Source organism: Arthrobacter sp. YAF34 (genome assembly GCF_052113245.1).
In the GTDB taxonomy this organism is placed as follows: domain Bacteria; phylum Actinomycetota; class Actinomycetes; order Actinomycetales; family Micrococcaceae; genus Arthrobacter.
Genome location: NZ_JBFRCV010000004.1, coordinates 191907 through 215599 on the forward strand (window position 1 = coordinate 191907; position 23693 = coordinate 215599).

Consider the following 23693-nt stretch of genomic DNA (forward strand, 5'->3'; position numbering starts at 1 on the left):
AACAAGTCTTTGGATTCTCCATGAACATTTCCCCCGCCCGGGAGCCTGCCGGCCCCGCTCCAGCCTACGATCCCCCATGGCTGGCGCTGCCGCGGGAGGTCAGCGACATGCTGCGTCCCAGGATGCCCGGCATTGTGGAGGCGATCATCGAGGCCGTCCCGCAGCTTGTACCAGCGTACGCCAGGCCGATTGAGGGGCGCTTCGGCCGGGGCCTGCGGAGGGGTGTGGCAGCCGCCCTGGACCGGTTCCTGCAGCTGCCCGGGACCCGGCTGCCGGCGCTTTCCGAGGAAAGCCGGGAACTCGTGGCGGGGCTGGGCAGCGGCGAGTTCCGGCAGGGCCGGAGCATGGATGCCCTGCTGAGCGCCTACCGGATGGGCGCCCGGGTGACGTTCCGGGAGATGTCCAAGGTCTCGGTCGAGCACCACCTGGGCCAGGGCGTCGTGGTGGATCTGGGGGAATCGATCCTGGCCTACATCGACGAACTGTCGGCGGTCAGCGCCGAGGCCTACGCCTTTGAACAGTCCGAACGCGCCGGCGCCGTTGACCGGAGACGCACCGAACTGCTGGACCTGCTCCTGCTTGGCCAGGCCGACGAGGCAGCCCTGCGTCAGACTGCGGTGATGGCGGACTGGTCCCTGCCGCAGCGCATGGCGGTGGTGACGCTCCCGCTCGACCAGGCGGTCGGGCTGCGGCTGCGGCTCGGTCCCGGGACCCTGGTGATTGAGCGCGAGACCGACGTCGTTGCCCTGGTCCCGGCGCCGAAGTCCCGGTCCGCCCGGGAGGAGCTGGACCGCGCCCTGAAGGGGCGCGGGGCTTCCGTGGGGCCGTCCGGCAGCTGGGAACGGGTGCCGGATTCACTGCGGCTGGCCGTGCTGGCGGCCGCGGCGCTGCCTCCGCGCGAAGGCCCGGACGAACCTCCGATCTGGGCGGACGAGCATCTGGCGCAGGTGATTCTCGGAGCGGAACCCTCAGCCATCACCGAGCTGGCCAACCGCCGGCTGGCGCCGCTGGAAGGGCTGCGGCCGGCGCAGCGGGAGCGGCTGGCCGAAACACTGCTCTCCTGGCTGCGGCACTGGGGCCAGCGGGCCCCGGTGGCCGCCGAACTCGGAATCCACCCCCAGACCGTGGGTTACCGGGCGGCGCAGCTGCGCGAACTCTTCGGCGACGCCCTCGAGGACCCGACTGCGCGCTTCGAACTCGAACTGGCCCTGCACGCCGGCCGGAGGTAGGCCGGACCCGCGCCCGGCCGGCGATGGGCGCCGGTAGGCCGGACCCGCGCCCGGCGACGGGCGGCACTGCCGCAGGTCAGCCGGCGAGCGCTTGCCGGCTGTGGAGCCGAAGTTCCAAGTCATGCATCACGAGGGCCGCCAGGTCCTCGAGCGCGGAAGTGTCCGCCTCGCTGAACTCGCGGGGCTCGCGGTCCAGGATGCAGAAGGTACCCAGGTTATAGCCGTCCCGGGTGCGCAGCGGCACCCCGGCATAGAACTGCAGGCCGAACTCGCCGGCCACGAGCGGGTTGGTCAGGGTCCGGGGATCATGGGTGGCATCCCGGATAATCCAGGTCTCTCCCTGCATGACGGCGGAGGCGCACAGCCCGGGGTCACGGCCAATCTCCGTGACGTCCAGGCCGTGGTGGGCCTTGAACCAGATGCGGTCGTGGTCCACCACACTGACGATCGCCATGGGCACCGAGAACATGCGCGCGGCCAGCGCCGCGATGCGGTTGAACGCGCCGTCCTCCGGGGTGTCCAGAATTTTGTACCGCTGCACCGCCTCCATGCGGCCCTCTTCATCGGTCAGCAGCGGGGCCGCGTCCCGTCGGTGGCGTCCGGCACCGTTGATGACTTCCTGGCGCAGGGCCAAGGACACTTCCCGGGCCGGCGGCCGGGCTGCAGGGTTCCTGTCCAGCATGGACGTCAGCAGGGCCACCCACATGGGCGCAAGCCCTTCGGGAATGTCCGGGTCGCCGAGCAGCCGGGCCAGGGCGGACTGAATCGGGGCGCCTGGGTACGCCATTTTCCCGGTCAAGCCTTCGAGCAGGACCAGCCCCAGCGAATAGACGTCGCTGGCGGGGCCGGCCGGTTCGCCGGCGGCTTGTTCCGGGCTGAGGTAGGCCGGGGTGCCGGAGCTATCGTCCGGGTCGCCGTGGTGGCCTTCGCGGACGGTGATGGCGACGCCGAAGTCGCTGAGTTTGGCGCGGGGGCGCCGGTCCTCGGCGCTGTAGTCCACGAGCAGGATGTTAGCCGGCTTGATGTCCCGGTGGACGATGCCGTGGTGGTGGATGTGTGCCAGGCCGTCGGCGAGATCGTGTCCGATCAGCGCCATGTGGGCTGCCGACAGCGGACCCTCGGCCGCGCGGCGGCGGAGGTCGGGACCGCGGACGAGTTCCATCACGAGGTAGCTGAGCCGGCGGTTCGGGTCGTTCAGGTCCGCGCCGGCATCGAACAGCGTCACGAGGGCGTGGTGGGCCATACCTGCGAGGATCCGCACTTCGTCACTCTGCCTGCGGGTGCGTTCCTCGTCCACAGCCCCGTCCCGGAAGAGCTTGACGGCCACTTCGCGTCCCAGGACCTCGTCCGTGGCACGGTACACACTCGATTGGCTGCCCCGGCCAATGAGTTCCTCGATCCGGTAGCGCCCGCTAAGCAGGTACCCGGGGTCCATAGTTGTCAAAAGTTATACGTGGTCCCTCGAATGGGGCCCGCCGCTGGAATCGGGCGGATCAGTCCAAGCCGGAAAACTGAACCGGCGCCCGCGAAATAAGCAAGGTTACTTATGATAACGCGGAATCGGGATTCAGGAAGACCTGCGGGCGGTCTTCCTGCCGGACTTTGGAGCGCTATTTGGCGGGGTTGTGGGTACCGATCGGCACCAGGGTGAGGTCCGGATGGTTCTTTTCGATCCGGCGCAAGGCCCAGACGTCGTTGAAGAGGGCCAGGTATTCCCCATCGGACCGCAAGAGGACTTCGGCGCCGGGCACGTTGGCCAGCGCCGGCATGGCGTCCGCCGTCGAGATCCGGGCAAGGGAATACGGCAGGCGCTCCAGCCGCATGGGCGCGCTGAAGTCGTGGGCCATGCGGTCTTCGACCACCTCGAACTGCATCGGGCCGACGGCGGCCAGCACGGGCGCCTGATCCCCGCGGATGTCGGAGCGGAGCACTTGGATGACCCCCTCGTGCTCGAGTTGTTCGATGCCGCGGCGGAACTGCTTGAAGCGGCTCGGGTCCTTGGAGCGTGCCACCTGGAAGTGTTCCGGGGCGAACAGCGGGATCGCGGGGAACTCCACCGGCTGGTCCAGGAACAAGCTGTCGCCCACGCGGAGGGAGGAGGCGTTCACCAGGCCCACCACGTCGCCCGGGAAGGCCTCGTCGATCACCTCGCGTTCGCGGCCGAAGACCTGCTGGGCATACTTGGTGGCGAAGGACTTGCCGGTCCGCCCCTGGGTGACCACCATGCCGCGCTCGAACATGCCGGAGCAGACGCGAATGAAGGCGACGTGGTCGCGGTGCGCCTTGTTCATGCCGGCCTGGACCTTGAAGACGAACCCGGCGAACGGGGCATCGACAGGACGGGGATCGCCGTCGACGTCGGGCCGCGGGGCAGCGGGCGGGGCGAAATCGACGAGCGCGTCGAGGATTTCCTTCACTCCGAAGTTGAGCGCGGCCGAGCTGAAGAGGATCGGCGTCGCCTTGCCGGCGTGGAAGGCCTCGACGTCGAACGCGAGGTTGGATTCGATGACCAGCCCGGCTTCGTCCACCGCGTTGGACCAGTCGTCGCCCTGGCTGGCGGCGGCCTCCTCCGGGGTGAAGTACTCGGTGAGGGCAATGTTGGCGCCGGCATTGTTGCGCTTGAACTGCGCGAAGCGGTCATTGCGCAGGTCCCAGACGCCGCGGAAGTCGCCGGAGATCCCCACAGCCCAGGTCAGCGGCATGGGCTGCAGCCCCGTGCGCTCGGTGATCTCGTCCATGAGGGCCAGGGCATCCAGGCCCGGCCGGTCCCACTTGTTGATGACGGTAATGATGGGCAGGTTGCGCTGCTTGCAAACCTCGAAGAGCTTCATGGTCTGGGTTTCCAGGCCCTTGGCCGCGTCGACCAGCATGACGGCGCAGTCCACGGCCGCGAGCACGCGGTAGGTGTCCTCCGAGAAGTCCGCGTGGCCGGGGGTGTCCAGGAGGTTGATGACGGTGTCCCGGTAGGCGAACTGCAGGGCGGCGGAGCTGATGGAGATGCCGCGGTCCTTTTCCATCTGCATCCAGTCGGAGACCGTCTCCTTGCGGTTGGCCTTGCCGCTGGAGGCGCCGGCAGTGCCGATCACCTTCGCGTGCAGCGCCAGCGCTTCCGTCAGGGTCGATTTGCCGGCGTCGGGGTGCGAAATGACCGCGAAAGTCCGGCGCCGGGCCGCCTGCTTGTGAATCTCCTGGACTCGGGCGGGGCTGAGGACTTCTTGAGACACGATGCTACTTTCGCTGCGGCTGTGGACGGGTCACGGCGCGGAGACCCCGCGGTACACCCAAGGATTCAAGTTTATCGCAGGCCGCAAACCCGGAACGAAGCGGCAGCCACGGGCCGGTGACACGCCGCGCGAAGTACTGCGTCTGGTGCCGCCACAGGTACCGCCAAAAATGCGGTCCCGGACCGGCGCCGCCCCGGCCATTCCGGAGGCTCCGGGGGCACGGCGCAATGGAGCACTTTAGGGCTTGCCCGTGCGGAAGTTGCCCCGCTTTACCCCTATCATGGGGAGAGCGGGGAACTGAGTACTTTTGGTCCTGCCGGTAGACCCTGGAAACCGGCACATCTGCAGGCACGCGCCTGCACCTTTGAAGGGAAATCTATGGCTCGGAGCCCCGAAGATTCGCTCAAGGCGACTCTGGCCAGAGTGGCACCGGGCACAGCCCTCCGCGACGGACTGGAACGCATCCTCCGCGGACGGACCGGCGCGCTGATCGTGCTGGGCATCGACCGGACCATCGAATCCATCTGTTCCGGCGGCTTCGAGATCGGCATCGACTTCTCCCCCACCCGGCTCCGGGAACTGGCCAAGATGGACGGCGCCATCGTCTGCGACAAAGATGCCAGCAACATCCTCCGCGCGGCGGTCCAGCTCGTCCCGGACTCGAGCATCGAAACGCAGGAGTCCGGCACCCGGCACCGCACCGCCGAACGCGTGGCAATCCAGACGGGCGTCCCGGTCATTTCGGTCAGCCAGTCGATGCAGATCATCGCGCTGTACGTGAACGGGCTGCGTCACGTCCTGGAGGGCTCGGAGAAGGTCCTGGCGCGCGCCAACCAGGCCCTGGCAACCCTGGAGCGCTACCGCTCGCGTCTGGACCAGGTGACCAGCTCGCTCTCCGCCCTGGAAATCGAGGCCATGGTCACGGTCCGCGACGTCGCGGTCACACTTCAGCGCCAGGAGATGGTGCGCAGAATCTCCGAGGAGATCTCCCAGTACGTCCTGGAGCTCGGCGAGGACGGGCGCCTGCTTTCGCTGCAGCTGGACGAGCTCACCGTAGGCCGCGGCCCGGGCAGCGACGTCATCATCCGTGATTACTCGGGCCCGCACACCACCGCGGAGGACATCGACCTCGCGGTCAAGGCCCTCGTCAGCCTGGGCCCGACCGAGCTGATCGACCTCGGCAAGATCGCCGGGATCGTCGGCTTCGCCGGCGGCGAAGCCAACCTTGACGCCGTCGTGCAGCCTCGGGGCTACCGCCTGCTCTCGGGCCTCAAGGCCGTGCCGCGCGCCGTCGCGGACCGTCTGGTGGACCACTTTGGCGGCCTGCAGTTCCTGATGGCGGCCACGATCGATGACCTCATGACCGTGGACGGGATCGGCGACCAGCGCGCCAGGACCGTGCGGGAGGGTCTGAGCCGCATGGCCGAGGCCAGCCTGCTGGACCGCTTCCTCTAACCCCCGCCAACACCCGTCGGTTGCTCCCTACCGGCCCCTTCGCCTCGCAAGCTCGGCCAGGGAACCCTGCCGGCGTGGGCCCAGCGGCCCTTTTGGGCGTCCAAGAGGGCGTCTACGGAGCAGTCGACGCCGTATTAGAAGTGTCAGTTGAGCTGGAACACGGCCTTCGGGCTGGTCTTGTTCGCCAGCCGGGCCGTGAAGACGTAGTAGGCGCCGCCGGCTCCTGGCTTGGCCTCGACGGGTTCGCAGCCCTGCACCGTGCGGTTGCGCTGCCAGGGGAAGTTCGCGGTCTCGCTCTTGCCCGGGGCGATGGTCTTCACCAGGTCAGTGCTCGCCGCCTGGCAGTCCATGGAGGAGAAGATCCGGTCCGAGCCGCTGGTGATCATGAATTCCATCTGGGAGGTCCCGATGTTGACCTCGCACGGGACCTTGTTGTCATTGGTGACCTTGAGGCTGAGCAGCGGCTTCTCGCCCGCGGCATAGACCTGTTTGTCGGTGGAAGCGGAAACGGTCACCAGGTTCTGCTCGCAGCCGTCACCCGCTGCGGGCGAGGACGTGGCGGAAGGATCCGCGGCGGCGGCCGGGCTCGCCGACCCCGTCGGCTGGGCCGCCGGTTCGGTCCCATCCCCGGCCGGCTGGCTGCCGGACGGCTGCCCGCCGCGAAGGGCGCTGGAGACGGCGGCAATCCCGCCGAAGGCCGCGGCGATGAGGAGCAGCAGCACCACACCCGCAATGAGACGGCGACGGCGGTAGACCGGGCTGAGCGGGAGCCGTCCGGGTTTGCCTGCGGGTTGCCTTCCGCCGGGACCCTTCGGCCGTGAACCGCTCCTGCCTGAACTGCCTTGCCTAACCATTCTTCTAGCCTAGAGAACCGTGCGGGCTATGGCGTCCGACCACGCCGCTGGACCGTCAGCCGTCCGGATCTTCTACCGGATCTATTACGCTGAATGGATCGAAACTCTAGCCCGCGCCCCTTCCGCACCCGCATCGGCACCCGCTGCGGCACTGCCGGAACCCCGGGCCGCCCAGCCGCTTCCCGCCCCCGCTGAACTGGCCGCCCTGCATGCCGGCTTGGATGACTGGTTCGAGTCCAATGCGAGGGAACTTCCGTGGCGGGCCCCGGAGTGCACGCCCTGGGGCGTGCTGGTCAGCGAGGTCATGCTCCAGCAGACGCCGGTAGTCCGGGTCCTTCCGGTCTGGGAGGAGTGGCTGCGCCGCTGGCCGGCGTCCTCGGATTTGGCTAGCGAACCTGCCGGCGAAGCCGTCCGGTCCTGGGGCCGGCTTGGATATCCCCGGCGCGCCCTGCGCCTGCATGCCGCGGCCGTCGCCATCCGGGACGGCCACAACGGGGCGGTCCCCGCCGACTACACCGAACTGCTGGAGCTGCCGGGCGTTGGCAGCTACACGGCGGCGGCGGTTGCGGCCTTCGCGTTCGGGCGGCGCGAAACCGTGGTGGACACCAATATCCGCCGGGTCCACGCGCGCCTGGTTCTGGGCTCGGCGCTGCCCTCGCAGGCACTGACCTCCGCCGAAATGCGGCTGGCGGCGGCGCTGCTCCCGGCGGACCCCGGCGCGTCGGTGCGCTGGAATGCCTCTGTCATGGAACTCGGTGCAACAGTCTGCACGGCGCGGGCGCCCAAGTGCGGGCAATGCCCGGTCCGCGAGTCCTGCGCCTGGCTTGCCGCCGGGGAGCCGCCGCCGACATACACGCCCAAGGGGCAGGCGTGGCACGGCACAGACCGGCAGGTGCGCGGGGCGGTGCTGGCCGTCCTCCGGATAGCGCAGGATCCCGTGGCGCCGGAGCTGTTCTACCGGGCCCCGGCGGACCTGGGCTTCGAACCGCAGGGAATCGGGATCCCGCTCGCTGCCCTGCACCGGCTCAACGCGGCCCCCGAGCAGCTGGAACGGGCGCTGGCCGGACTGGTCGGAGACGGCCTCGCAGAGCTGCACCTCGGCGGCCTCCGGCTTCCGGCCTGAGGATCGCCGGACGGGCCAGGGCAAGCAGGGCGCCGGCGCCCACCGGCGGTCTACGGCTCTCCGAACCCCGAGCTGACCAGGCGCTCCAGGTAGCCGACAGCCTTGGCGGCGTCCGGGCCGCTGGCCTCCACGTGCAGGACGGTTCCCTTGCCGGCGGCAAGCATCATGAGTTCCGTCATGGAGGCCCCATCGGCGCCGTTGACGGTCACGTCGGCGTCCATGCCGGACAGTCCGCCGGCAATCTTGGCTGCCGGCCGGGCATGCATGCCGGCCTGGTTGACGAGCGGGAAGTCCCCCGTGGCGTCCGGCGGCTGCTGGTGCAGGTGTTCGGCCTCCGGCGGGTGGGCCGGCGGCCGGTAGACGGCTTCGGCCGCGTCCTTCACCGCCGCGGCGTCGGCTCCCGTTTGCGCGGCCACCGCGGCCGCCACAAGTCCTTCCACGAGGGGCGCGTCCGCGAGCAGAACCGACCCGGGATCGGCTGCGAACTCCGCCGCGGCCTCGGCCGTCATCACCGCTGATCCCAGGTCGGTGAGCACCACGACGCCGTCACCGGCGGCCTGCTCGAGCGCGGCCATGACCTTCTCCAGGCTCGTGCCGATCCGGCCGTCGTCGGTGCCGCCGGCAGGGAGGATCAGGACGTCGGGCGCCATCTGCGCGGCGAGTTCTGCGGCGCCGTCCGCAATTTTGGCGCTGTGCGAGATAACCACCAGCCGGACTGTCATTCGGCTGCTCCGGCGGCGGCCCGCAGGATCAGCGCACTGGAGACAGCTCCGGGGTCGCGGTGGCCGATGCTGCGCTCCCCCAGGTAGCTGGCACGGCCCTTGCGGGCGAGCATCGGGTCCGTTGACACGGCGCCGGCCTCCGCCGCCTCCGCCGCGGCCAGCAGCACCTTCCGGACGTCGCCGTCGCCTGCCGTGGCGGCGGCGGCCTCGATGGCGGGCGTCCATGCGTCCACCATCGTCTTGTCCCCGGACTCGGCCTTGCCGCGGGCGACGATTCCGTCGCGGGCGGCCTGCAGTGCGGTGGCCAGGGTGGCGGCGTCGACGTCGGAGGTCTCTCCCAGCGCGGTAGCGGCGCGGAGGAACGCGGTGCCGTACAGCGGGCCGGCCGCCCCGCCGACCTTTGACATCAGCGTCATGGCCGTGAGCTTCAGGGCCGCGCCCGGGGTTTCCGGCGGCGCTTCGGCGAGTTTATCCATGACGGCCTTGAAGCCGCGGTCCATGTTCTCGCCGTGGTCCGAGTCCCCGATGGGCCGGTCGAGCTCGATCAGCTCCACCCGGTGCTCGGCCATGGCTTGCGCGGACAGGGTCAGCCAGCGCACGGCCCAGCCGACATCAAGCCCCACGGTCAGACGCCCCAGCGGAGGGCGGGAGTGTGCACGGGAGCGTCCCAGAGCGACGTCATTTCGTCATCCAGGCGCAGGACGGTGATGGAGCAGCCCTGCATTTCGAGGGAGGTGATGTAGTTCCCCACGAGCGAGCGGGCCACGGTGACGCCCTGCTCCGCCAGTCGCTGCGCCGCCCGGCGGTACACGATGTACAGCTCGCTCGCCGGCGTGCCGCCCATGCCGTTGACGAACAGGAGCACCTTGTCCCCGGAAGCGAGGCCAAGGTCGCTGACCACCGGGTCCAAGAGGCGGTCGGTGATGCCGTCGGCGTTTTCCATCGGGATGCGGTGCCGCCCCGGTTCGCCGTGGATGCCGATGCCGATCTCGATCTCGTTCTCCTCGAGCTCAAAACTGGGCACGCCCGCGTGCGGAACGGTGCAGGCGGACAACGCCACGCCCATGCTGCGCACGTTCTGGTTGACTCGGTCACCGATCGCGGCGACGGCGTCCAGGTTGTCACCGCGTTCGGCGGCGGCACCGGCGATCTTCTCGACCAGGACTGTTCCGCCGACGCCCCGGCGGCCGGCCGTGTACAGCGAATCCTGCACGGCGACGTCGTCGTTGACCAGGACGGTGCGGATCTCGACGCCTTCGGCCTGCGCGAGTTCGCCGGCCGTCTCAAAGTTCAGGACGTCGCCGGTGTAGTTCTTCACGATGTGCACGACGCCGGCGCCGGAGTTCACGGCCAGCGTGGCCGGCAGGATCTGGTCCGGTGTGGGCGAGGTGAACACTGCGCCGGGAACGGCGGCGTCGAGCATGCCCATCCCGACGTAGCCGCCGTGCAGCGGCTCGTGTCCGCTGCCGCCGCCGGAGACGAGGCCGACTTTCCCTGCCACCGGCGCGTCCTTGCGCACGATGTACTTCGGGTCCGGAAAGACGGTCACGAGGTCGGCATGTGCGAGCCCGAACCCTTCCACTGACTCGTCGACCACGGCTTTGGGATCATTGATGAGCTTCTTCATGGCGGTGCTCCCTGGATGGTGTCCTGGCTGCTTGGTTAGACCCTACTACCGGGGCACGGCCGGCGGTAGGCTCCCGATTCCCTCGGTCTAACGCCCGGGGCCGCGGGATTGCGATGCAGCGATTTTGGGTCCCGCGGCTGCATCACGTTGTGGGTCCCGCGGATGCGTCACGCCTGAGGGTCGGCGCACGCCGGGAAATGCGGCCAGGCGTCGCCGCCCAGCCAAGAGAACGGCGGCGCCGCGAGCCGGCCCTTGAAGGCACGGGAAGTGGCCGGCGCTCCTGGTGCGGCGGCTCCCGGGTTGGCGGCCTGCGCCGCGGCCGGGGCACTCGTCTCTGGCGACGAACGGTTGGCGGTTTCAGGCACTGGGGCCCCGGGCGTCTCCGGCGCCGGGTTTGGCGACGGATTCGGGGCGCCGGCGGTGGTGCTGTGGAAAGCGGAAAAATCGGGAAAAATCACGTCGTTGTGCAATTTTTAGCCTCCGGAAGTACGGTGGCCCACCCCCTGAGCCGGGATCAGTTTATCCATCAATTTTATTGAATGGAAGCCCCGCGTTGACTCCTGGAAAAGCACCGCACAGTGGGTTCCGTGAAGCTCTGGAATCCGTGAACCGGAACTGCTTGGCGCGCCCTACAGCTCTCTGATCATCCGCGTGTTGCCCAGGGTGTTCGGCTTGACCCGGGCAAGGTCCAGGAACTCGGCCACGCCTTCGTCATGCGAGCGCAGGAGTTCGGAGTAGACCACCGGGTCGACGGCGGTCTGGTCAGCCATGACTTCAAAGCCGTGCTTCTTGAAGAAGTCCACCTCGAACGTCAGGCAGAAAACGCGCGATACCCCCAGATCCCGGGCGTCCTCGAGCAGGCGTTCCACGAGCGCATGGCCCACGCCCTTGCCGCGCCAGGCATCCGAGGCCGCCAGGGTGCGCACCTCGGCGAGATCCTCCCACATGACGTGCAGCGCCCCGCAGCCGATCACCTCGCCGTCGTCCGATTCCGCGATCCGGAATTCCTGCAGGCTTTCGTAGTAGGCCACGGTTTCCTTGGCCATGAGGATCCGCTGGTCGGCCAGCGGCGCCACGAGGGTCTTGATGGCGGCAACGTCGCCGGTGCGGGCAGGGCGGATGCGAATCGTCCCGGTCACGGTCTCAGTCTCAGTCACAGCCCAATCTTACGGGTGGCCCCGTCACCCCCGTCGCCCGGCCCCCGCCCAACTGACTCGCAGCAGGGGCCGTTTTGGGCGCTCATAACGGCCCCTGCTGCCAGTTAGTTGGGCAGAGGGGGGAGGCTCAGAGACCCAGTTCGTCAGGGACGGGAATGTCCTTGTCCAGCAGGTTCCTGGCCAGGAAGTGCTCCACCACCCCATACCAGACCTTGGCGTGCTGCGGCTGCAGAATCCAGTGGTTCTCGTCCGGGAAGTACAGGAAACGGTGGTCCGTCTCGCCGTTCGCGTCGGCTGCCAGCTGCGATTTGGCGAGCAGTTCATACCAGAGCCGCAGACCCTCGCCGATCGGCACACGGTAGTCCTTGTCTCCGTGGATGACCAGCATGGGAGTTCTGATGTTTTCCACGTGCAGATGCGGCGAGTTCTGCAGTGCCATCTCGGCCGTCATCTCTTTGAGCCAATACTGGGCCGCGTCCGTGGTGGGGCCGAACTGATCCAGGGCCCAGAGGCTGGCATGCGTGACGATTGCCTTGAAGCGGTCGGTGTGGCCGGCCACCCAGTTGGCCATGTAGCCGCCGAAGGAGCCGCCCATGGCCGCCGTGCGCGTCTCGTCGATGTCCGGTCGCTGGACTACCGCGTCGGTGATGGCCATGAGGTCAGTGAACGGCGCTTTGCCCCACTCCCCCCAGCCCCGCTGGATGTGGTCCTGGCCGTAGCCGGTGGAGAGGGCAGGGTCCGGCAGCAGCACGGCGTAACCGCGGGCCACCAGCAGCCAAGGGTTCCAGCGCCAGGTCCAGGCGTTCCAGGAACCCAGGGGGCCGCCGTGAATCCAGAGCAGCAGCGGCGCCGGGCTGCCGGCGGACGCCCCGTCCGGGAGGGCCAGGTACGCGGGCACCCGGGCGCCGTCGGCCGCCGTCGTCTCCACGCGCTCGAGCGTCCCCTTGTACTTCGGGCGCTCCGCCGGCGCGGGCAAGCGGACGGTTCCGCCGCCGTCGAGGTCGATCCGCACGGGTTCTGCGGGGAATTCGTAGGAACTGCGCAGAGCATAGGCGCTGCGCCCGTCCGGCGCGACCAGGACGTCGCTGTACGCGGCGGCGTCGTCCGTCAGACGGGTCACCCGGGCAGCCGCGCCGGGCTCCGGGGCCACTTCGATGCGGAAGACCGGCGATGCGCCGTCCTCGTCGGCGGTGACCAGCAGGGCCGATCCGTCCGGCAGCCACGCTGCCGGATGGGCCCAGCGGTCCCAGTCGTGGGCGAGCGGCGTCAACGCGCCCTCCCCCGCCGGGGCGGCGACGTCGAGGAGGTGCAGCAGGACCCGCGGGGCCTCAACCGGCGTGGTGTCGCTTTCGCTGAGAACCACCAGGCTCCGCCCGTCCGGACTGACCGGGCCCGGGAAGTAGCTCAGGCCGTCCGTGTCGAGCAGAACGGTCCGGGTGCCGGTGGCGACGTCGACGGCGACCAGCACGGAGCGCGAATCGGCATTCGCGAGGGGCTTGGCGAAGCTGCTGTAGATGGTCCTGCCGTCGGGGCTGATCACCGATTCGGCGTCCCTGAGCCGGGTGCCGGCGTCGGGAGTCAGGTTGCGGAGCTTCAGCGGCGGCGCGGCGTCGACGGTCGTCGGCTTACCGGGCTCCAGTTGCCCTCCGGATTCGACGGCGAACAGCCGCGGCTGCGCCGGCCCCAGGTCCGCGTCCCAGTAGCGGACGGGGTAGCCGGTGTGCAGGATGGCAGCGACCTTGTTGTCCTTGCGGGCCTGGCGGCGTTCTTCGTCGTTGTCCTCGTCCGTGGAGCCGGCCAGGACCGAGGCCGTGACCACCACGGTGTCAGCTTCCCTGGCGGCAAGGACCCCGCCGATTCCGCCGGCGCGGGACAGGGCCACCCGGGCTTCGCCGCCGCCGGACGGGAGCACCCAGAGTGCGCTGACGGGGTCAGCGTCGGGGCTCTCCGGATCGGGACGGGCCGAGGTGAAGTACAGGTCGCCGTTGGCGGCAAACACGGCGCCAGCCTCCCCCTTGGCGCTGCGCGTGATCCGGCGGGCCGGTTTGTCCCCGACCGGGTCCACTTCCCACAGCGCCGTGCAGTATTCGGTGCCCTTCGCGCCGAGCGTTGCCACGGTGGTGACCAGCCGCGCGCCGTCGGGGCTCAGCGCCAGGCCACTCATCCTCGGGATGGCGAGGTAGTGGTCCAGATCGTGGAAGGGGGTCTCGGGTTGTTCGCTCAGGGTCTCTGAGTCCTTGGCAGCCATGCACCGATTCAACACCCTATGTGGCGCCGATCACAGGACGTTCACTGAGAGTGAAACGGTACTTTCAGATTGCCCGGCGTTCTGCCCGGAGGCCCGGCCGGGCGGGATTGCAGCATACTTTCAGGGGAAGTTGGCATGATGGCTCCATGAACCCTGAAAAGTCACTGCCCCGACGCTCCATGCTGCTAGGTGCGGCCGCCACGGCCGGTGGCGCATTGGCCCTGTCCGCCTGCTCCGTCGCACCCTCGCAGAGCCCGGCCGCCCCGGCGCCCGCCAGCGCCTCCGCGCCGGCGGGCACCCCCGTCCGGATCGGCAAGCTCAGCGAGGTTAAGGTCGGCGACACGGCCACCGGAAACGCCAACGGAAAGACAATCGTCATTTTCCGGCCGGAGGACCGCAAGGCCCTGGCCTACGACGCGACCTGCACGCACGCCGGCTGCCCGGTGGCCCCGGCCGGCACGGAATTCACATGCCCGTGTCACGGCTCCACTTTCAAAGGATCCGACGGCAGCGTCATCACCGGGCCGGCCCGCAGCCCCCTCGCGCCCCTGACAGCAGCCATCGACGGGGACTGGATCACCGTCACCGCCTGAGAACCGCCGCCCGGACCCGCGCACGAAAAGGCCCCGCCCACTCCCTTTCGGGAGCGGACGGGGCCTTCGCATTGAGTTGCTAGACGCTCGGAGCGATCTCCGGGATGCGCGGCTTGGCGTTGCCGGCGAAGGTGAACTTCGCGTCGTCGCCCTCACCCTCAACATCCACCACCACGATGTCGCCGGAGTGCAGCTCGCCGAAGAGGATCTTCTCGGAAAGCTGGTCCTCAATCTCGCGCTGGATGGTCCGGCGCAGCGGCCGGGCACCCATGGCGGGGTCGTAGCCGCGGGTCGCCAGGAGGACCTTGGCCGCGGGCGTGAGCTCGATGCCCATGTCCTTGTCCTTGAGGCGCTTCTCCAGCCGGCCAACGAACATGTCCACGATCTCGATGATCTCGTCCTGGGTCAGCTGCGGGAAGACCACAACGTCGTCAACACGGTTCAGGAACTCGGGGCGGAAGTGCTGCTTGAGCTCCTCGGTGACGCGGGCACGCATCCGGTTGTAGCCGGTCTGCGTGTCCGTGCCGGACTGGAAGCCGGTGGCAACGCTCTTGGAGATGTCCCGGGTGCCGAGGTTGGTCGTCATGATGATCACGGTGTTCTTGAAGTCCACCACGCGGCCCTGGGAGTCCGTCAGGCGGCCGTCTTCCAGGATCTGCAGCAGCGAGTTGAAGAGATCGGCGTGCGCCTTCTCCACTTCGTCGAACAGGACCACGGAGAACGGACGACGGCGGACCTTTTCGGTCAGCTGGCCGCCCTCCTCATAGCCCACGTAGCCCGGAGGGGCACCGAAGAGCCGCGACACCGTGTGCTTCTCCGAGTACTCGGACATGTCCAGGGTGATCAGGGCATCCTCTTCGCCGAAGAGGAATTCGGCCAGGGCCTTGGCGAGCTCGGTCTTGCCGACACCGGTGGGGCCGGCGAAGATGAACGAACCGCCCGGACGCTTGGGGTCCTTCAGGCCTGCGCGGGTGCGGCGGATCGCCTGGGACAGGGACCGGATGGCCTCGTCCTGGCCAACGACGCGCTTGTGCAGCTCATCTTCCATCTTGAGCAGTCGCGAGGACTCTTCCTCGGTCAGCTTGAAGACCGGGATGCCGGTGGAGTTCGCCAGCACCTCGGCGATGAGATCCTCATCCACCTCGGAGATGTCGTCCATGCCGCCGGTCTTCCACTGGCGTTCCTTCTCGGCGCGCTCGGCAATGAGCTTCTGCTCCTTGTCGCGCAGCGACGCGGCACCTTCGAAGTCCTGCGCGTCAATCGCGGATTCCTTCTCCAGCTTCATGGCGGCGATTTTCTCGTCCATGACCTTGAGTTCCGGCGGGGCGGTCATCCGGCGGATGCGCAGCCGCGCGCCGGCCTCATCGATCAGGTCGATCGCCTTGTCCGGCAGGAAGCGGTCCGAGATGTAGCGCTCGGACAGGCTGGCCGCCGAGGCGAGGGCGCCGTCGGTGATGGTGACGCGGTGGTGCGCCTCGTACCGGTCACGGAGGCCCTTGAGGATCTCAATCGCGTGCGCGACGGAGGGCTCCTTGACCTGGATCGGCTGGAAGCGGCGCTCCAGCGCGGCATCCTTCTCGATGTGCTTGCGGTATTCGTCCAGCGTGGTGGCACCGATGGTCTGCAGCTCGCCGCGGGCCAGCATGGGCTTCAGGATCGAGGCCGCGTCGATGGCGCCCTCGGCGGCACCGGCACCCACCAAGGTGTGGATTTCATCGATGAACAAGATGATGTCGCCGCGGGTGCGGATTTCCTTGAGGACCTTCTTCAGGCGCTCTTCGAAGTCACCGCGGTAGCGGGAGCCGGCCACGAGGGACCCGAGGTCCAGCGTGTACAGCTGCTTGTCCTTGATGGTCTCCGGGACGTCGCCGCGGACAATCGCCTGGGCCAGGCCTTCGACGACGGCGGTCTTGCCGACCCCGGGCTCGCCAATCAGCACGGGGTTGTTCTTCGTGCGGCGGGAAAGGACCTGCATGACGCGTTCCATTTCCGATTCGCGCCCGATCACGGGGTCCAGCTTGTTCTCGCGGGCGGCCTGGGTCAGGTTGCGGCCAAACTGGTCCAGGACGACGGACCCGGCGGGGGTCCCCTCGGCCTGGCCGGGGCCGACACCGGCGCCCGTGCTTTCCTTGCCCTGGTAACCCGAGAGCAGCTGGATGACCTGCTGGCGGACCCGGTTAAGGTCGGCGCCAAGCTTCACCAGGACCTGGGCGGCCACGCCCTCACCCTCCCGGATGAGGCCGAGGAGGATGTGCTCGGTGCCGATGTAGTTGTGGCCCAGCTGCAGGGCCTCGCGCAGCGAGAGTTCCAGCACCTTCTTGGCGCGCGGGGTGAAGGGGATGTGTCCGGACGGGGCCTGCTGGCCCTGTCCGATGATCTCCTGCACCTGCTCGCGGACACCGTCGAGCGAAATGCCCAAGGATTCAAGGGCTTTGGCAGCAACACCTTCTCCCTCATGGATCAGACCCAAGAGGATGTGTTCGGTACCAATGTAATTGTGGTTCAGCATGCGTGCCTCTTCTTGGGCAAGCACAACTACGCGACGGGCACGGTCCGTAAATCGCTCAAACATTTCGCCACACTCCTAGCTACGACGTACTTTGATGCTACGTGGCCGGGTTCCAGATTTGGGGCTTGTTCGCCACAGGGGAAACCCGGGGGTTGCACACGCGGCCCCCGGTGCCGGCCCGATCCCCTTCCCCGCCGGGGAGGGAGCGGGGCGGGACCGGCCATTAACAGCCCGGCGCCGCCGCGGGGACGTGCTGCCCGGGCAGCGGGCTGCGGGTGCGGCGCACCATGCGCCCGGCGCAGCACCCAGGGCAGCATGAGCCGGCGATTCGCCGACGGCATGCCAATGCCCCCGCCACATAGCGGGGGCATTGGCAATTGAAGTTGAAACTTGATACCGGGTTTTCCTACTGCTGCTCCTGCTGCTTGACGCCATGCCCTGCGCTAGGAATTAGCCTTTTGGTAGGCTTCCTGAATTTCAGCCTGGATGCGTCCTCGGCTGTTTACCGCATAGCCGTTGTCCCGTGCCCACTGACGGATCTGGGCAGAGTCCTGATTCCGTCCGCTGGAAATTTTAGTGCGGGTAGCGCGGCCGCTTGATGTCTTGCGGGCGTGGGCCACAAAACGTTCCACAGCGGAGCGCAGTTCTGATGCATTGGTCGACGACAGGTCTATTTCGTAGCTCACGCCGTCAAGGCCAAACCGGACTGTTTCGTCCGCGGATCCCCCATCCAGATCATCAACGAGGATGATTTTAACTTTCTGTGCCATAAAAGACTCTCTTTCCAAAAGGACGAGCGTTTAGAAAAGCAGGATGTATCTGTTAAAAGTATCCTCCGCGTTACAGCAGGGAGTCAAAGCGTTAAACATCGGCCAAAGGAAACCCCTACGCAGTAATAGGCGACTATTACTTATTTCCGCTGGGAATTATCCCGCGGCTGGGCCGGAATCCTGCCCGGGGTTTTGCGCTTCCACCCGGGCGTCCGCCTCGGCCTGCGCGCGCGCTTCTGCCTGCCGCTCCGATTTGTCAGCATTGAATATGGATTTCATGGCAAACCAGAAAAGCAGGCCCACCACGATAGGCGGCAGCAATACGGCGATGTAGTCCATGCTCAGTGTCCTTCGGGCTTCAGCAACGGGAAGAGGATGGTTTCGCGGATGCCGGCGCCGGTGAAGAGCATGACGAGGCGGTCGATGCCCAGGCCGATCCCGCCCATGGGCGGGGCACCGTACTCGAGCGCGCGGAGGAAGTCTTCATCCAACTGCATGGCCTCCACGTCACCGGCGGCGGAACGGCGGGACTGCTCGGTGAGGCGTTCGCGCTGGATCACCGGGTCGATCAGTTCGGAGAACGCCGTGCCGCGTTCCATGCCGCCGATGATCAGGTCCCAGGCCTCGATCAGGCGGCCGTCCTCGCGGTGATGGCGGGCCAGCGGCTGGGCGGACGGCGGATAGTCGTAGACGAAGGTGGGGTTGAGCAGAGTGGGCTCCACCAGTTCGCCGAAGAGCTCGACGACGAGTTTCTCGGCGTCCCAGGCGGCATCCACCTTGACCTCGTGCTTGGCGGCCAGTTCCAGCAGTTCGGAGACCGTGGTGTCGGGGGTGATTTCCTGGCCGACAAATTCGGAGAGCCCCGGGTAAACCGCCATCCAGGCCCAGTCGCCGTCGAGGTTGATCTCACCCGCCTCCGTCTGCAGGACCCGGCCCACACCGGCGGCGTCGGCGGCGTCCAGGATGATCTCCTTGATCCGGTCCGCCATGACGAACTGGTCGGCCCAGGCCTCGTAGGACTCCAAGGTGGTGAACTCGGGGCTGTGGGTGGAGTCCACGCCCTCGTTGCGGAAGACCCGGCCCATGTCATAGACGCGGTCGATCCCGCCGACCACCGTGCGCTTGAGATAGAGCTCGGTGGCGATGCGCAGCGTCATCTTCTGATCGAAGGCGTTCATGTGCGTCTCGAAGGGACGGGCCGTGGCGCCGCCGTGAACCAGCTGCAGCATGGGGGTTTCCACCTCGACGTAGCCCTGGCGGTGCAGGGTTTCGCGGATGGAACGGGTGATCGCGGCGCGGGTGTAGACCATCTCGCGGGCTTCGTCGCGGACGATGAGGTCCACGTACCGCTGGCGGACGCGGGTTTCCTCGTTCAGCCCGGCGTGCAGCACGGGCAGCGGGCGCAGCGCCTTCGAGGCCATGGTCCAGGAGTCCGCCATGACGGACAGCTCGCCGCGGCGGGAGGAGATCACTTCGCCGGTGATGAAGACGTGGTCGCCGAGGTCCACGAGGGACTTCCAATCCGCGAGCGCCTCCTCGCCGATGTTGGCCAGGCTCAGCATGACCTGCAGCCGGACCGCCTTGCCGTCCAGGCCGCCCTCCTGGAGGGTGGCGAAGCAGAGCTTGCCCGTGTTGCGGATGAAGACGATGCGGCCGGTGACGCCGACGACGTCGCCCGTGGTTTCGTCGGGCTGCAGGTGGGCGTATTTCTCGCGGATTTCCGTGAGCGAGTTCGTACGCTCGACACCCACCGGATAAGCCTCGACGCCGCGTTCGATCAGCTTGGCGCGCTTCTCCATGCGGATGCGCGTCTGTTCGCTGGCGTCGTGCGGCTCGGAGGCGTTGTTCGGGGCGGGGGTGTTTTGGGAAGTCACAATCCCCAAGTTTACCGTCGTTTGCGAGGCGGCTGGTCCCGGGCCGGTTCGGCCCGGGCGGCATCCAGCCAGGCGGGGTGCGGGGAATAGACTCAGGTCTGTGGAGACGTGGACTGTGGGGACTGACGACGGCGAGGGGCACCTCGAGCTGCACACCATTCGTCCGGCGGTGCATGAACCTGGCCAACGGCCGGGCGGGACGGGATCCGGCGTCGTGGTCGTCCACGGGACGCTGGTCACCGATGCGCTCTACCTGCCCTTTGCCCGAAAAATCAGCCGGCTGCTGGGCCAGCCGGTTCACTGCTACAACCGGCGCGGGCGTGCCGGATCGTCGCCGCAACCCGCCGACTATTCCGCCGCCACCGAGGTGGCCGATCTGGCCGCTGTCCTGCGCGAGACCGGCGCCAGCGACGTCGTGGCGCACAGCTACGGCGGGTTTGTGGCCCTGCAGGCCGCCAGGGACGTGCCGATCCGCAGGATGGTGACCTACGACGCGGCCGTCAGCCTCTCCGGGAACCTCAGCCAGCGCTGGCGCCCTGAACTCGAGAGGTCCGTTGCCGCGGGCAAGCTCGACGAGGCCTGGGCCCATTTGGTGCAGGGCCTCGAGACGGCCGGCCCGGTTTCCCGGCTGCCCCTGGGCGCGCTGCGGATGCTGAGCATCCTGTCGGCCCGGACCAGGCTGGGTGCCGAAATGCGGGAACTGCTGCCCACGGCTGTTGCCGAGATGCGGGCCGTGCTGGACGCCGACGCCGAACTCACCGATTTTGCTGCCATCACCACCCCCACGCTCATGCTCAGCGGCGGCTGGAGCCCTGCCTACTTTGGCGAGACGGGCCGCCAACTCGCGGATGCCGTCCCCGCGCTCAACTTCGCGGTGGTTCCCGGGCAGCTCCACGAGGGCCCCATCCGCCCCGGATCCAGGCTTGCCGTCCGCACGGCACGGTTTCTCCTCGGCGGCCCCGACGCCGCGTCCCCGGCGCCTGGCCACGGCGTCGGCCTTGCTGCCGGCGGCGCCGCCCGGAGCCTGCCCGGCATCGCCGGGCGCGTCCCGGGGCGGCTGCGCAGGCCCGCGTCCCGCCCCTGACGGGCTCCGCGGCGGCCGACCGCTAGAATCGGGGGCGACCCTTTCGAAAGGACCCCCTTGGCCAAGCTCTATTTCCGCTACGGCGCCATGAACTCCGGCAAGTCCACGGGGCTGCTGCAGGCGGCGTTCAACTATGAGGAACGCGGGCAGCGGGTTCTGCTGGCCAAGCCGGATGTCGACACCAAGGGCGACGCCGACGTCGTATCCCGCCTCGGCATGACCCGGTCCGTGGATTTCCTGATCCCCGCCGGCGCGTCGGCCCGCAAACTTTTCACCGCCCAGGCCCACGGCGACGATCCCGACGCCCTGCTCCAGCACGTGGACACCCAGCCGGTGGCGTGCCTGTTGGTGGACGAGGCCCAGTTCCTGGAACCGGAGCAGGTGGACGATCTTTTCCGCATCGCCGTCCTGGACAATGTTCCCGTACTCGCCTACGGAATCCGCACCGACTTCCGGACCCGCGCCTTCCCGGGTTCCCTGCGGCTTCTGGAGATCGCGCATACCCTCGAAGAGCTCAAGACCATCTGCCGCTGCGGGCGCAAGGCGATCTTCAACACCCGCCGGGTCGGGGACCACGTGGTGTTCGACGGCGACCAGGTGGCGATCGACGGTCAGGACGTTTGGTACGAGTCGCTCTGCGGGACCTGTTACCTCGAGGTCTCCGGCGGCCGGCTGGGCAACTAGGCCAGCGTGCCGGCGCAGTGCGGGGACGCCGCTTCACCGCAGTGCGGCGCATGCCCGTTACTGCAGTGCGGCGCATGCTCGGCTAGGCTCGGAGCATGACCCGCGAGAACATCAGAACACCCGACGGCGGAACGATCGAGCTTTTCAGCACGGGCGCCGAGCTCGCCTCGGCGGGTTCGGGCATCGTCGTCGTCCCTGCCTCGATGGTGACGGCGGCCGACTACACCCGCTTCGCGCAGAAGCTCAGCGCTTCGCTGGGCCGGCCGGTGCACACCTTCAACCGGCGCGGCCGCGGCTCCTCCTCCCCCCAGCCGGAGGACTACACCCTGGATGTGGACATCCACGACCTCGACGCCGTCATGAAGCACACGTCCAGCACGGATGTCTTCGGCCACAGCTTCGGCGGGGCGGTGGCCCTGCACGCGGCCCGCACCCTGCCGGTGGAACGGCTGGCCGTGTACGACCCCGCCGTGTCCGTCAACCACAGTGTCACGGCGGACTGGACCCCCGAATACGAGAAGGCGACGGCTGCCGGCGACGACGACCGCGCCCTCGCCGTCCTGCTCAAGGGCCTGGAGACCGGCAGCGCGCTGTCCAGGATGCCGCTGTCCATGCTGACGCTGGCCAACAAGCTCTCGGCCAGCACCCCGATCGGCAAACAGTTGCGCGACCTCATGCAGACCGGCGTCCGCGAAATCAAGGCGATCATTGCCGCGGACATGCCGGCCGAACCGTTCCTGGAGCTGCCGCTGGAGACACTGATCATCGTGGGCGAAAAGAGTCCGGCCTACTTCGGCGTGGCCTGCGCCCAGATCCACGACGTGCTCTCCGGCTCCAGCTACACCATCCTGCCGGGGATGGGCCACGACGGCGTCAACAAGGCACCGGACAAGCTCATCGCCGAACTCAGCGCGTTCTACGCCGGCTGATCCTCCGCCCTGTTGCTTGCGGCTAGTGTGAGGCGGGCTGTACCGCGCCTGCGGTCTTGCGCATCATGGTGGACAGTACGACGGCGGCGAGGGCTATGACGGCCGCCGTCAGGAACGCCGCCTGCATGCCGGCCACCATGCCCGAGGATTCGGCCACGAACGCGTAGATCGAAACCAGCAGCGCCGTGCCGGCCGCGCCGGCCACCTGCTGCAGCGTGGACATGATCGCCGAGCCGTGGGAGTACAGGTGCGGCGGCAGCGGGTTCAGGCCGGTCGTGAAGGCAGGGGTGAACACGAGCGCCAGGCCCAGGCTCAGTGTCACGTGGAGGGCAATGATCCACCCCACCGGTGATCCTGCGTCCAGCATCGAAAACTGCCAGAGGGACAGCACCATCATGACCGAGCCTGTCACTGTCAGCGGCAGAGGCCCGACCTTGTCGAAGACGCGGCCGATGAAGGGTCCCAGCAGGCCCATGGCGAGGCCGCCCGGAAGCAGCACCAGGCCGGTCGCCAATGACTTCAGGCCGCGGATCTCCTGCAGGTACAGCGGCAGCAGGATCACCGCGCCGAACAAGGCGATCATGGCCACGACCAGCAGCAGCACGGACACCGTGAACATCCGGAACGTGAAGGCGCGCAGGTCCAGCAGGGGACCGTCGGTCTTCTGCAGCTTCAGCTGGCGCAGGACGAAGGCCGCCAGGGCCACCACACCGACGGCCAGCGCCAGCACGGCGGGGGTGCGGGAACCGGCCTGGCCGCCGCCGATCTGGCTCAGGCCGTACACCAGGCCGCCGAAGGCGGGGACCGTGAGCACCACTGACAGGCCGTCGAGCCGGGTTTTCTCGGTTTCGCCGATGTTGGTCAAATACTTCGCCCCGATGGCCAGCGCGGCAAGGGCGATCGGCAGCACGAACACGAACATGAACCGCCAGGAAAAGTTCTGGAGGATCAGGCCGGAAACCGTGGGGCCCAGTGCCGGCGCCACCGAAATGGCGATGCTCACATTGCCCATGACGGCGCCGCGGCGCTCCAGCGGCACGAGCGTGAGGATGGTGGTCATCAGCAGCGGGAGCATGATGGCGGTGCCGCCGGCCTGGACGATGCGGGCCAGCAGGAGGACTTCGAAGCCCGGCGCGAGGGCGGCCAGCAGTGTCCCGCCCGAGAAGAGCCCCATGGCCAGCAGGAACACGGCCCGGGTGGTCAGCCGCTGCAGGATGAACCCGGTGGTGGGAATCACGACGGCCATGGTGAGCATGAAGCCGGTGGAGAGCCACTGCACGGTGGGCGCGTCGATGTTCAGGTCCACCATCAGCCGCTGCAGCGCGACGTTCATGATGGTCTCGTTGAGGATCACCACGAACGTGGCCACCAGGAGCGTGACGATGATGGTCACGGACTCCCGGGACATCTTCGGCGGCGTGGTTGGCGCAGTCCTCGTTGCGGCAGGCTCAGCCGGCCCAGGGATGGCGGGCGCGCCCCGGGGCGGGCCGCCGTCGGCGTTGGACGAGACGTCTGTTGACATGGCAGTTCCCTCGGGGCGATGGGTGTGGGTCCGGCAAGCGTCGGCGCTGCTGCAGGTTCCAACATCTTAAGCCCCAGCCGCATTCCCGT

General features: G+C 68.2%; 21 protein-coding genes. 7 read left to right on the forward strand and 14 right to left on the reverse strand.

The features are described from left to right. Positions 1–20: 20 nt before the first annotated feature. Positions 21–1229, forward strand: coding sequence for a helix-turn-helix domain-containing protein (locus AB4Y72_RS06880; protein WP_441425399.1), 1209 nt, complete (start codon positions 21–23; stop codon positions 1227–1229). A gap of 76 nt (positions 1230–1305) precedes the next feature. Here the strand turns inward: AB4Y72_RS06880 and AB4Y72_RS06885 are convergent, their stop codons facing one another. Continuing rightward, positions 1306–2664 carry a protein kinase domain-containing protein gene (locus tag AB4Y72_RS06885; RefSeq protein ID WP_441425515.1) on the reverse strand — a complete coding sequence of 453 codons (1359 nt, stop codon included), beginning with the start codon at positions 2662–2664 and terminating at the stop codon, positions 1306–1308. 175 nt (positions 2665–2839) lie between these two features. Continuing rightward, a complete protein-coding gene (locus AB4Y72_RS06890; RefSeq protein ID WP_441425400.1) occupies positions 2840–4453 on the reverse strand; it encodes a peptide chain release factor 3 in 1614 nt (537 codons plus the stop codon). 378 nt (positions 4454–4831) lie between these two features. On the opposite strand from AB4Y72_RS06890, the gene disA reads away from it, so the two are divergent. Then, positions 4832–5908: a DNA integrity scanning diadenylate cyclase DisA gene (disA, locus tag AB4Y72_RS06895; protein ID WP_441425401.1), complete on the forward strand. Its 1077-nt coding sequence runs from the start codon at positions 4832–4834 to the stop codon at positions 5906–5908. Between the two features lie 143 nt (positions 5909–6051). Here disA and AB4Y72_RS06900 read toward each other — a convergent pair whose 3' ends face one another. Then, positions 6052–6633, reverse strand: a complete 582-nt coding sequence (locus tag AB4Y72_RS06900; protein WP_441425402.1) for a hypothetical protein — start codon at positions 6631–6633, stop codon at positions 6052–6054. A gap of 415 nt (positions 6634–7048) precedes the next feature. Between AB4Y72_RS06900 and AB4Y72_RS06905 the strand changes: the two genes are divergently transcribed. Beyond that, positions 7049–7885, forward strand: coding sequence for an A/G-specific adenine glycosylase (locus AB4Y72_RS06905; RefSeq protein WP_441425516.1), 837 nt, complete (start codon positions 7049–7051; stop codon positions 7883–7885). A 50-nt stretch (positions 7886–7935) separates the two neighbouring features. On the opposite strand, the gene dhaM is transcribed toward AB4Y72_RS06905, so the two are convergent. The 6 genes from dhaM to AB4Y72_RS06935 all read right to left on the reverse strand — a co-directional run bounded on the left by dhaM (position 7936) and on the right by AB4Y72_RS06935 (position 13639). Then, positions 7936–8607, reverse strand: coding sequence for a dihydroxyacetone kinase phosphoryl donor subunit DhaM (gene dhaM / locus AB4Y72_RS06910; RefSeq protein ID WP_441425403.1), 672 nt, complete (start codon positions 8605–8607; stop codon positions 7936–7938). Then, the gene (dhaL, locus tag AB4Y72_RS06915) at positions 8604–9230 is read right to left on the reverse strand and encodes a dihydroxyacetone kinase subunit DhaL (protein ID WP_441425404.1); all 627 of its coding nucleotides are present in this window, start codon (positions 9228–9230) and stop codon (positions 8604–8606) included. Before dhaL ends, dhaM begins: the two co-directional genes overlap by 4 nt. 2 nt (positions 9231–9232) lie before the next feature. Continuing rightward, positions 9233–10234 (reverse strand): dihydroxyacetone kinase subunit DhaK, encoded by a 1002-nt coding sequence (gene dhaK, locus AB4Y72_RS06920; protein ID WP_441425405.1) that lies wholly within the window; start codon positions 10232–10234, stop codon positions 9233–9235. Between the two features lie 167 nt (positions 10235–10401). Then, positions 10402–10692, reverse strand: a complete 291-nt coding sequence (locus AB4Y72_RS06925) for a hypothetical protein (protein WP_441425406.1) — start codon at positions 10690–10692, stop codon at positions 10402–10404. A 171-nt stretch (positions 10693–10863) separates the two neighbouring features. Continuing rightward, positions 10864–11391 (reverse strand): amino-acid N-acetyltransferase, encoded by a 528-nt coding sequence (locus AB4Y72_RS06930; protein ID WP_441425407.1) that lies wholly within the window; start codon positions 11389–11391, stop codon positions 10864–10866. Positions 11392–11518: 127 nt separating this feature from the next. Beyond that, a complete protein-coding gene (locus AB4Y72_RS06935) occupies positions 11519–13639 on the reverse strand; it encodes a prolyl oligopeptidase family serine peptidase (protein WP_441425408.1) in 2121 nt (706 codons plus the stop codon). A 146-nt stretch (positions 13640–13785) separates the two neighbouring features. Here AB4Y72_RS06935 and AB4Y72_RS06940 point away from each other — a divergent pair, with 146 nt between their 5' ends. Then, positions 13786–14232 (forward strand): Rieske (2Fe-2S) protein, encoded by a 447-nt coding sequence (locus AB4Y72_RS06940; RefSeq protein ID WP_441425409.1) that lies wholly within the window; start codon positions 13786–13788, stop codon positions 14230–14232. 79 nt (positions 14233–14311) lie between these two features. Here the strand turns inward: AB4Y72_RS06940 and AB4Y72_RS06945 are convergent, their stop codons facing one another. The 4 genes from AB4Y72_RS06945 to lysS all read right to left on the reverse strand — a co-directional run bounded on the left by AB4Y72_RS06945 (position 14312) and on the right by lysS (position 19385). Next, a complete protein-coding gene (locus tag AB4Y72_RS06945) occupies positions 14312–16804 on the reverse strand; it encodes an ATP-dependent Clp protease ATP-binding subunit (protein ID WP_441425410.1) in 2493 nt (830 codons plus the stop codon). Positions 16805–17184: 380 nt separating this feature from the next. Continuing rightward, positions 17185–17511 (reverse strand): histone-like nucleoid-structuring protein Lsr2, encoded by a 327-nt coding sequence (locus tag AB4Y72_RS06950; protein WP_441425411.1) that lies wholly within the window; start codon positions 17509–17511, stop codon positions 17185–17187. 156 nt (positions 17512–17667) lie between these two features. Next, the gene (locus tag AB4Y72_RS06955) at positions 17668–17850 is read right to left on the reverse strand and encodes a hypothetical protein (RefSeq protein ID WP_441425412.1); all 183 of its coding nucleotides are present in this window, start codon (positions 17848–17850) and stop codon (positions 17668–17670) included. 2 nt (positions 17851–17852) lie between these two features. After that, the gene (lysS, locus tag AB4Y72_RS06960; protein ID WP_441425413.1) at positions 17853–19385 is read right to left on the reverse strand and encodes a lysine--tRNA ligase; all 1533 of its coding nucleotides are present in this window, start codon (positions 19383–19385) and stop codon (positions 17853–17855) included. A gap of 100 nt (positions 19386–19485) precedes the next feature. On the opposite strand from lysS, the gene AB4Y72_RS06965 reads away from it, so the two are divergent. From AB4Y72_RS06965 to AB4Y72_RS06975, 3 genes are all read left to right on the forward strand, one after another. After that, positions 19486–20469, forward strand: coding sequence for an alpha/beta fold hydrolase (locus tag AB4Y72_RS06965; protein WP_441425414.1), 984 nt, complete (start codon positions 19486–19488; stop codon positions 20467–20469). A 57-nt stretch (positions 20470–20526) separates the two neighbouring features. After that, complete coding sequence (locus tag AB4Y72_RS06970; protein WP_441425415.1) at positions 20527–21153, forward strand: thymidine kinase; 627 nt, start codon at positions 20527–20529, stop codon at positions 21151–21153. Between the two features lie 95 nt (positions 21154–21248). Next, positions 21249–22082, forward strand: coding sequence for an alpha/beta fold hydrolase (locus AB4Y72_RS06975; protein WP_441425416.1), 834 nt, complete (start codon positions 21249–21251; stop codon positions 22080–22082). 22 nt (positions 22083–22104) lie between these two features. Here AB4Y72_RS06975 and AB4Y72_RS06980 read toward each other — a convergent pair whose 3' ends face one another. After that, the gene (locus tag AB4Y72_RS06980) at positions 22105–23604 is read right to left on the reverse strand and encodes an MDR family MFS transporter (protein WP_441425417.1); all 1500 of its coding nucleotides are present in this window, start codon (positions 23602–23604) and stop codon (positions 22105–22107) included. Between the last annotated feature and the right edge of the window lie 89 nt (positions 23605–23693).

Bases quoted from the DNA above. Each gene is read 5' to 3' on its own strand.
- AB4Y72_RS06935 (WP_441425408.1), bottom strand. From the start codon at position 13,639: ATGGCTGCCAAGGACTCAGAGACCCTGAGCGAACAACCCGAGACCCCC.
- dhaK (WP_441425405.1), bottom strand. From the start codon at position 10,234: ATGAAGAAGCTCATCAATGATCCCAAAGCCGTGGTCGACGAGTCAGTG.
- AB4Y72_RS06955 (WP_441425412.1), bottom strand. From the start codon at position 17,850: ATGGACTACATCGCCGTATTGCTGCCGCCTATCGTGGTGGGCCTGCTT.
- dhaM (WP_441425403.1), bottom strand. From the start codon at position 8,607: ATGACAGTCCGGCTGGTGGTTATCTCGCACAGCGCCAAAATTGCGGAC.
- AB4Y72_RS06940 (WP_441425409.1), top strand. From the start codon at position 13,786: ATGAACCCTGAAAAGTCACTGCCCCGACGCTCCATGCTGCTAGGTGCG.
- AB4Y72_RS06975 (WP_441425416.1), top strand. From the start codon at position 21,249: ATGACCCGCGAGAACATCAGAACACCCGACGGCGGAACGATCGAGCTT.
- AB4Y72_RS06880 (WP_441425399.1), top strand. From the start codon at position 21: ATGAACATTTCCCCCGCCCGGGAGCCTGCCGGCCCCGCTCCAGCCTAC.
- AB4Y72_RS06950 (WP_441425411.1), bottom strand. From the start codon at position 17,511: ATGGCACAGAAAGTTAAAATCATCCTCGTTGATGATCTGGATGGGGGA.
- AB4Y72_RS06980 (WP_441425417.1), bottom strand. From the start codon at position 23,604: ATGTCAACAGACGTCTCGTCCAACGCCGACGGCGGCCCGCCCCGGGGC.
- AB4Y72_RS06945 (WP_441425410.1), bottom strand. From the start codon at position 16,804: ATGTTTGAGCGATTTACGGACCGTGCCCGTCGCGTAGTTGTGCTTGCC.
- AB4Y72_RS06885 (WP_441425515.1), bottom strand. From the start codon at position 2,664: ATGGACCCCGGGTACCTGCTTAGCGGGCGCTACCGGATCGAGGAACTC.
- disA (WP_441425401.1), top strand. From the start codon at position 4,832: ATGGCTCGGAGCCCCGAAGATTCGCTCAAGGCGACTCTGGCCAGAGTG.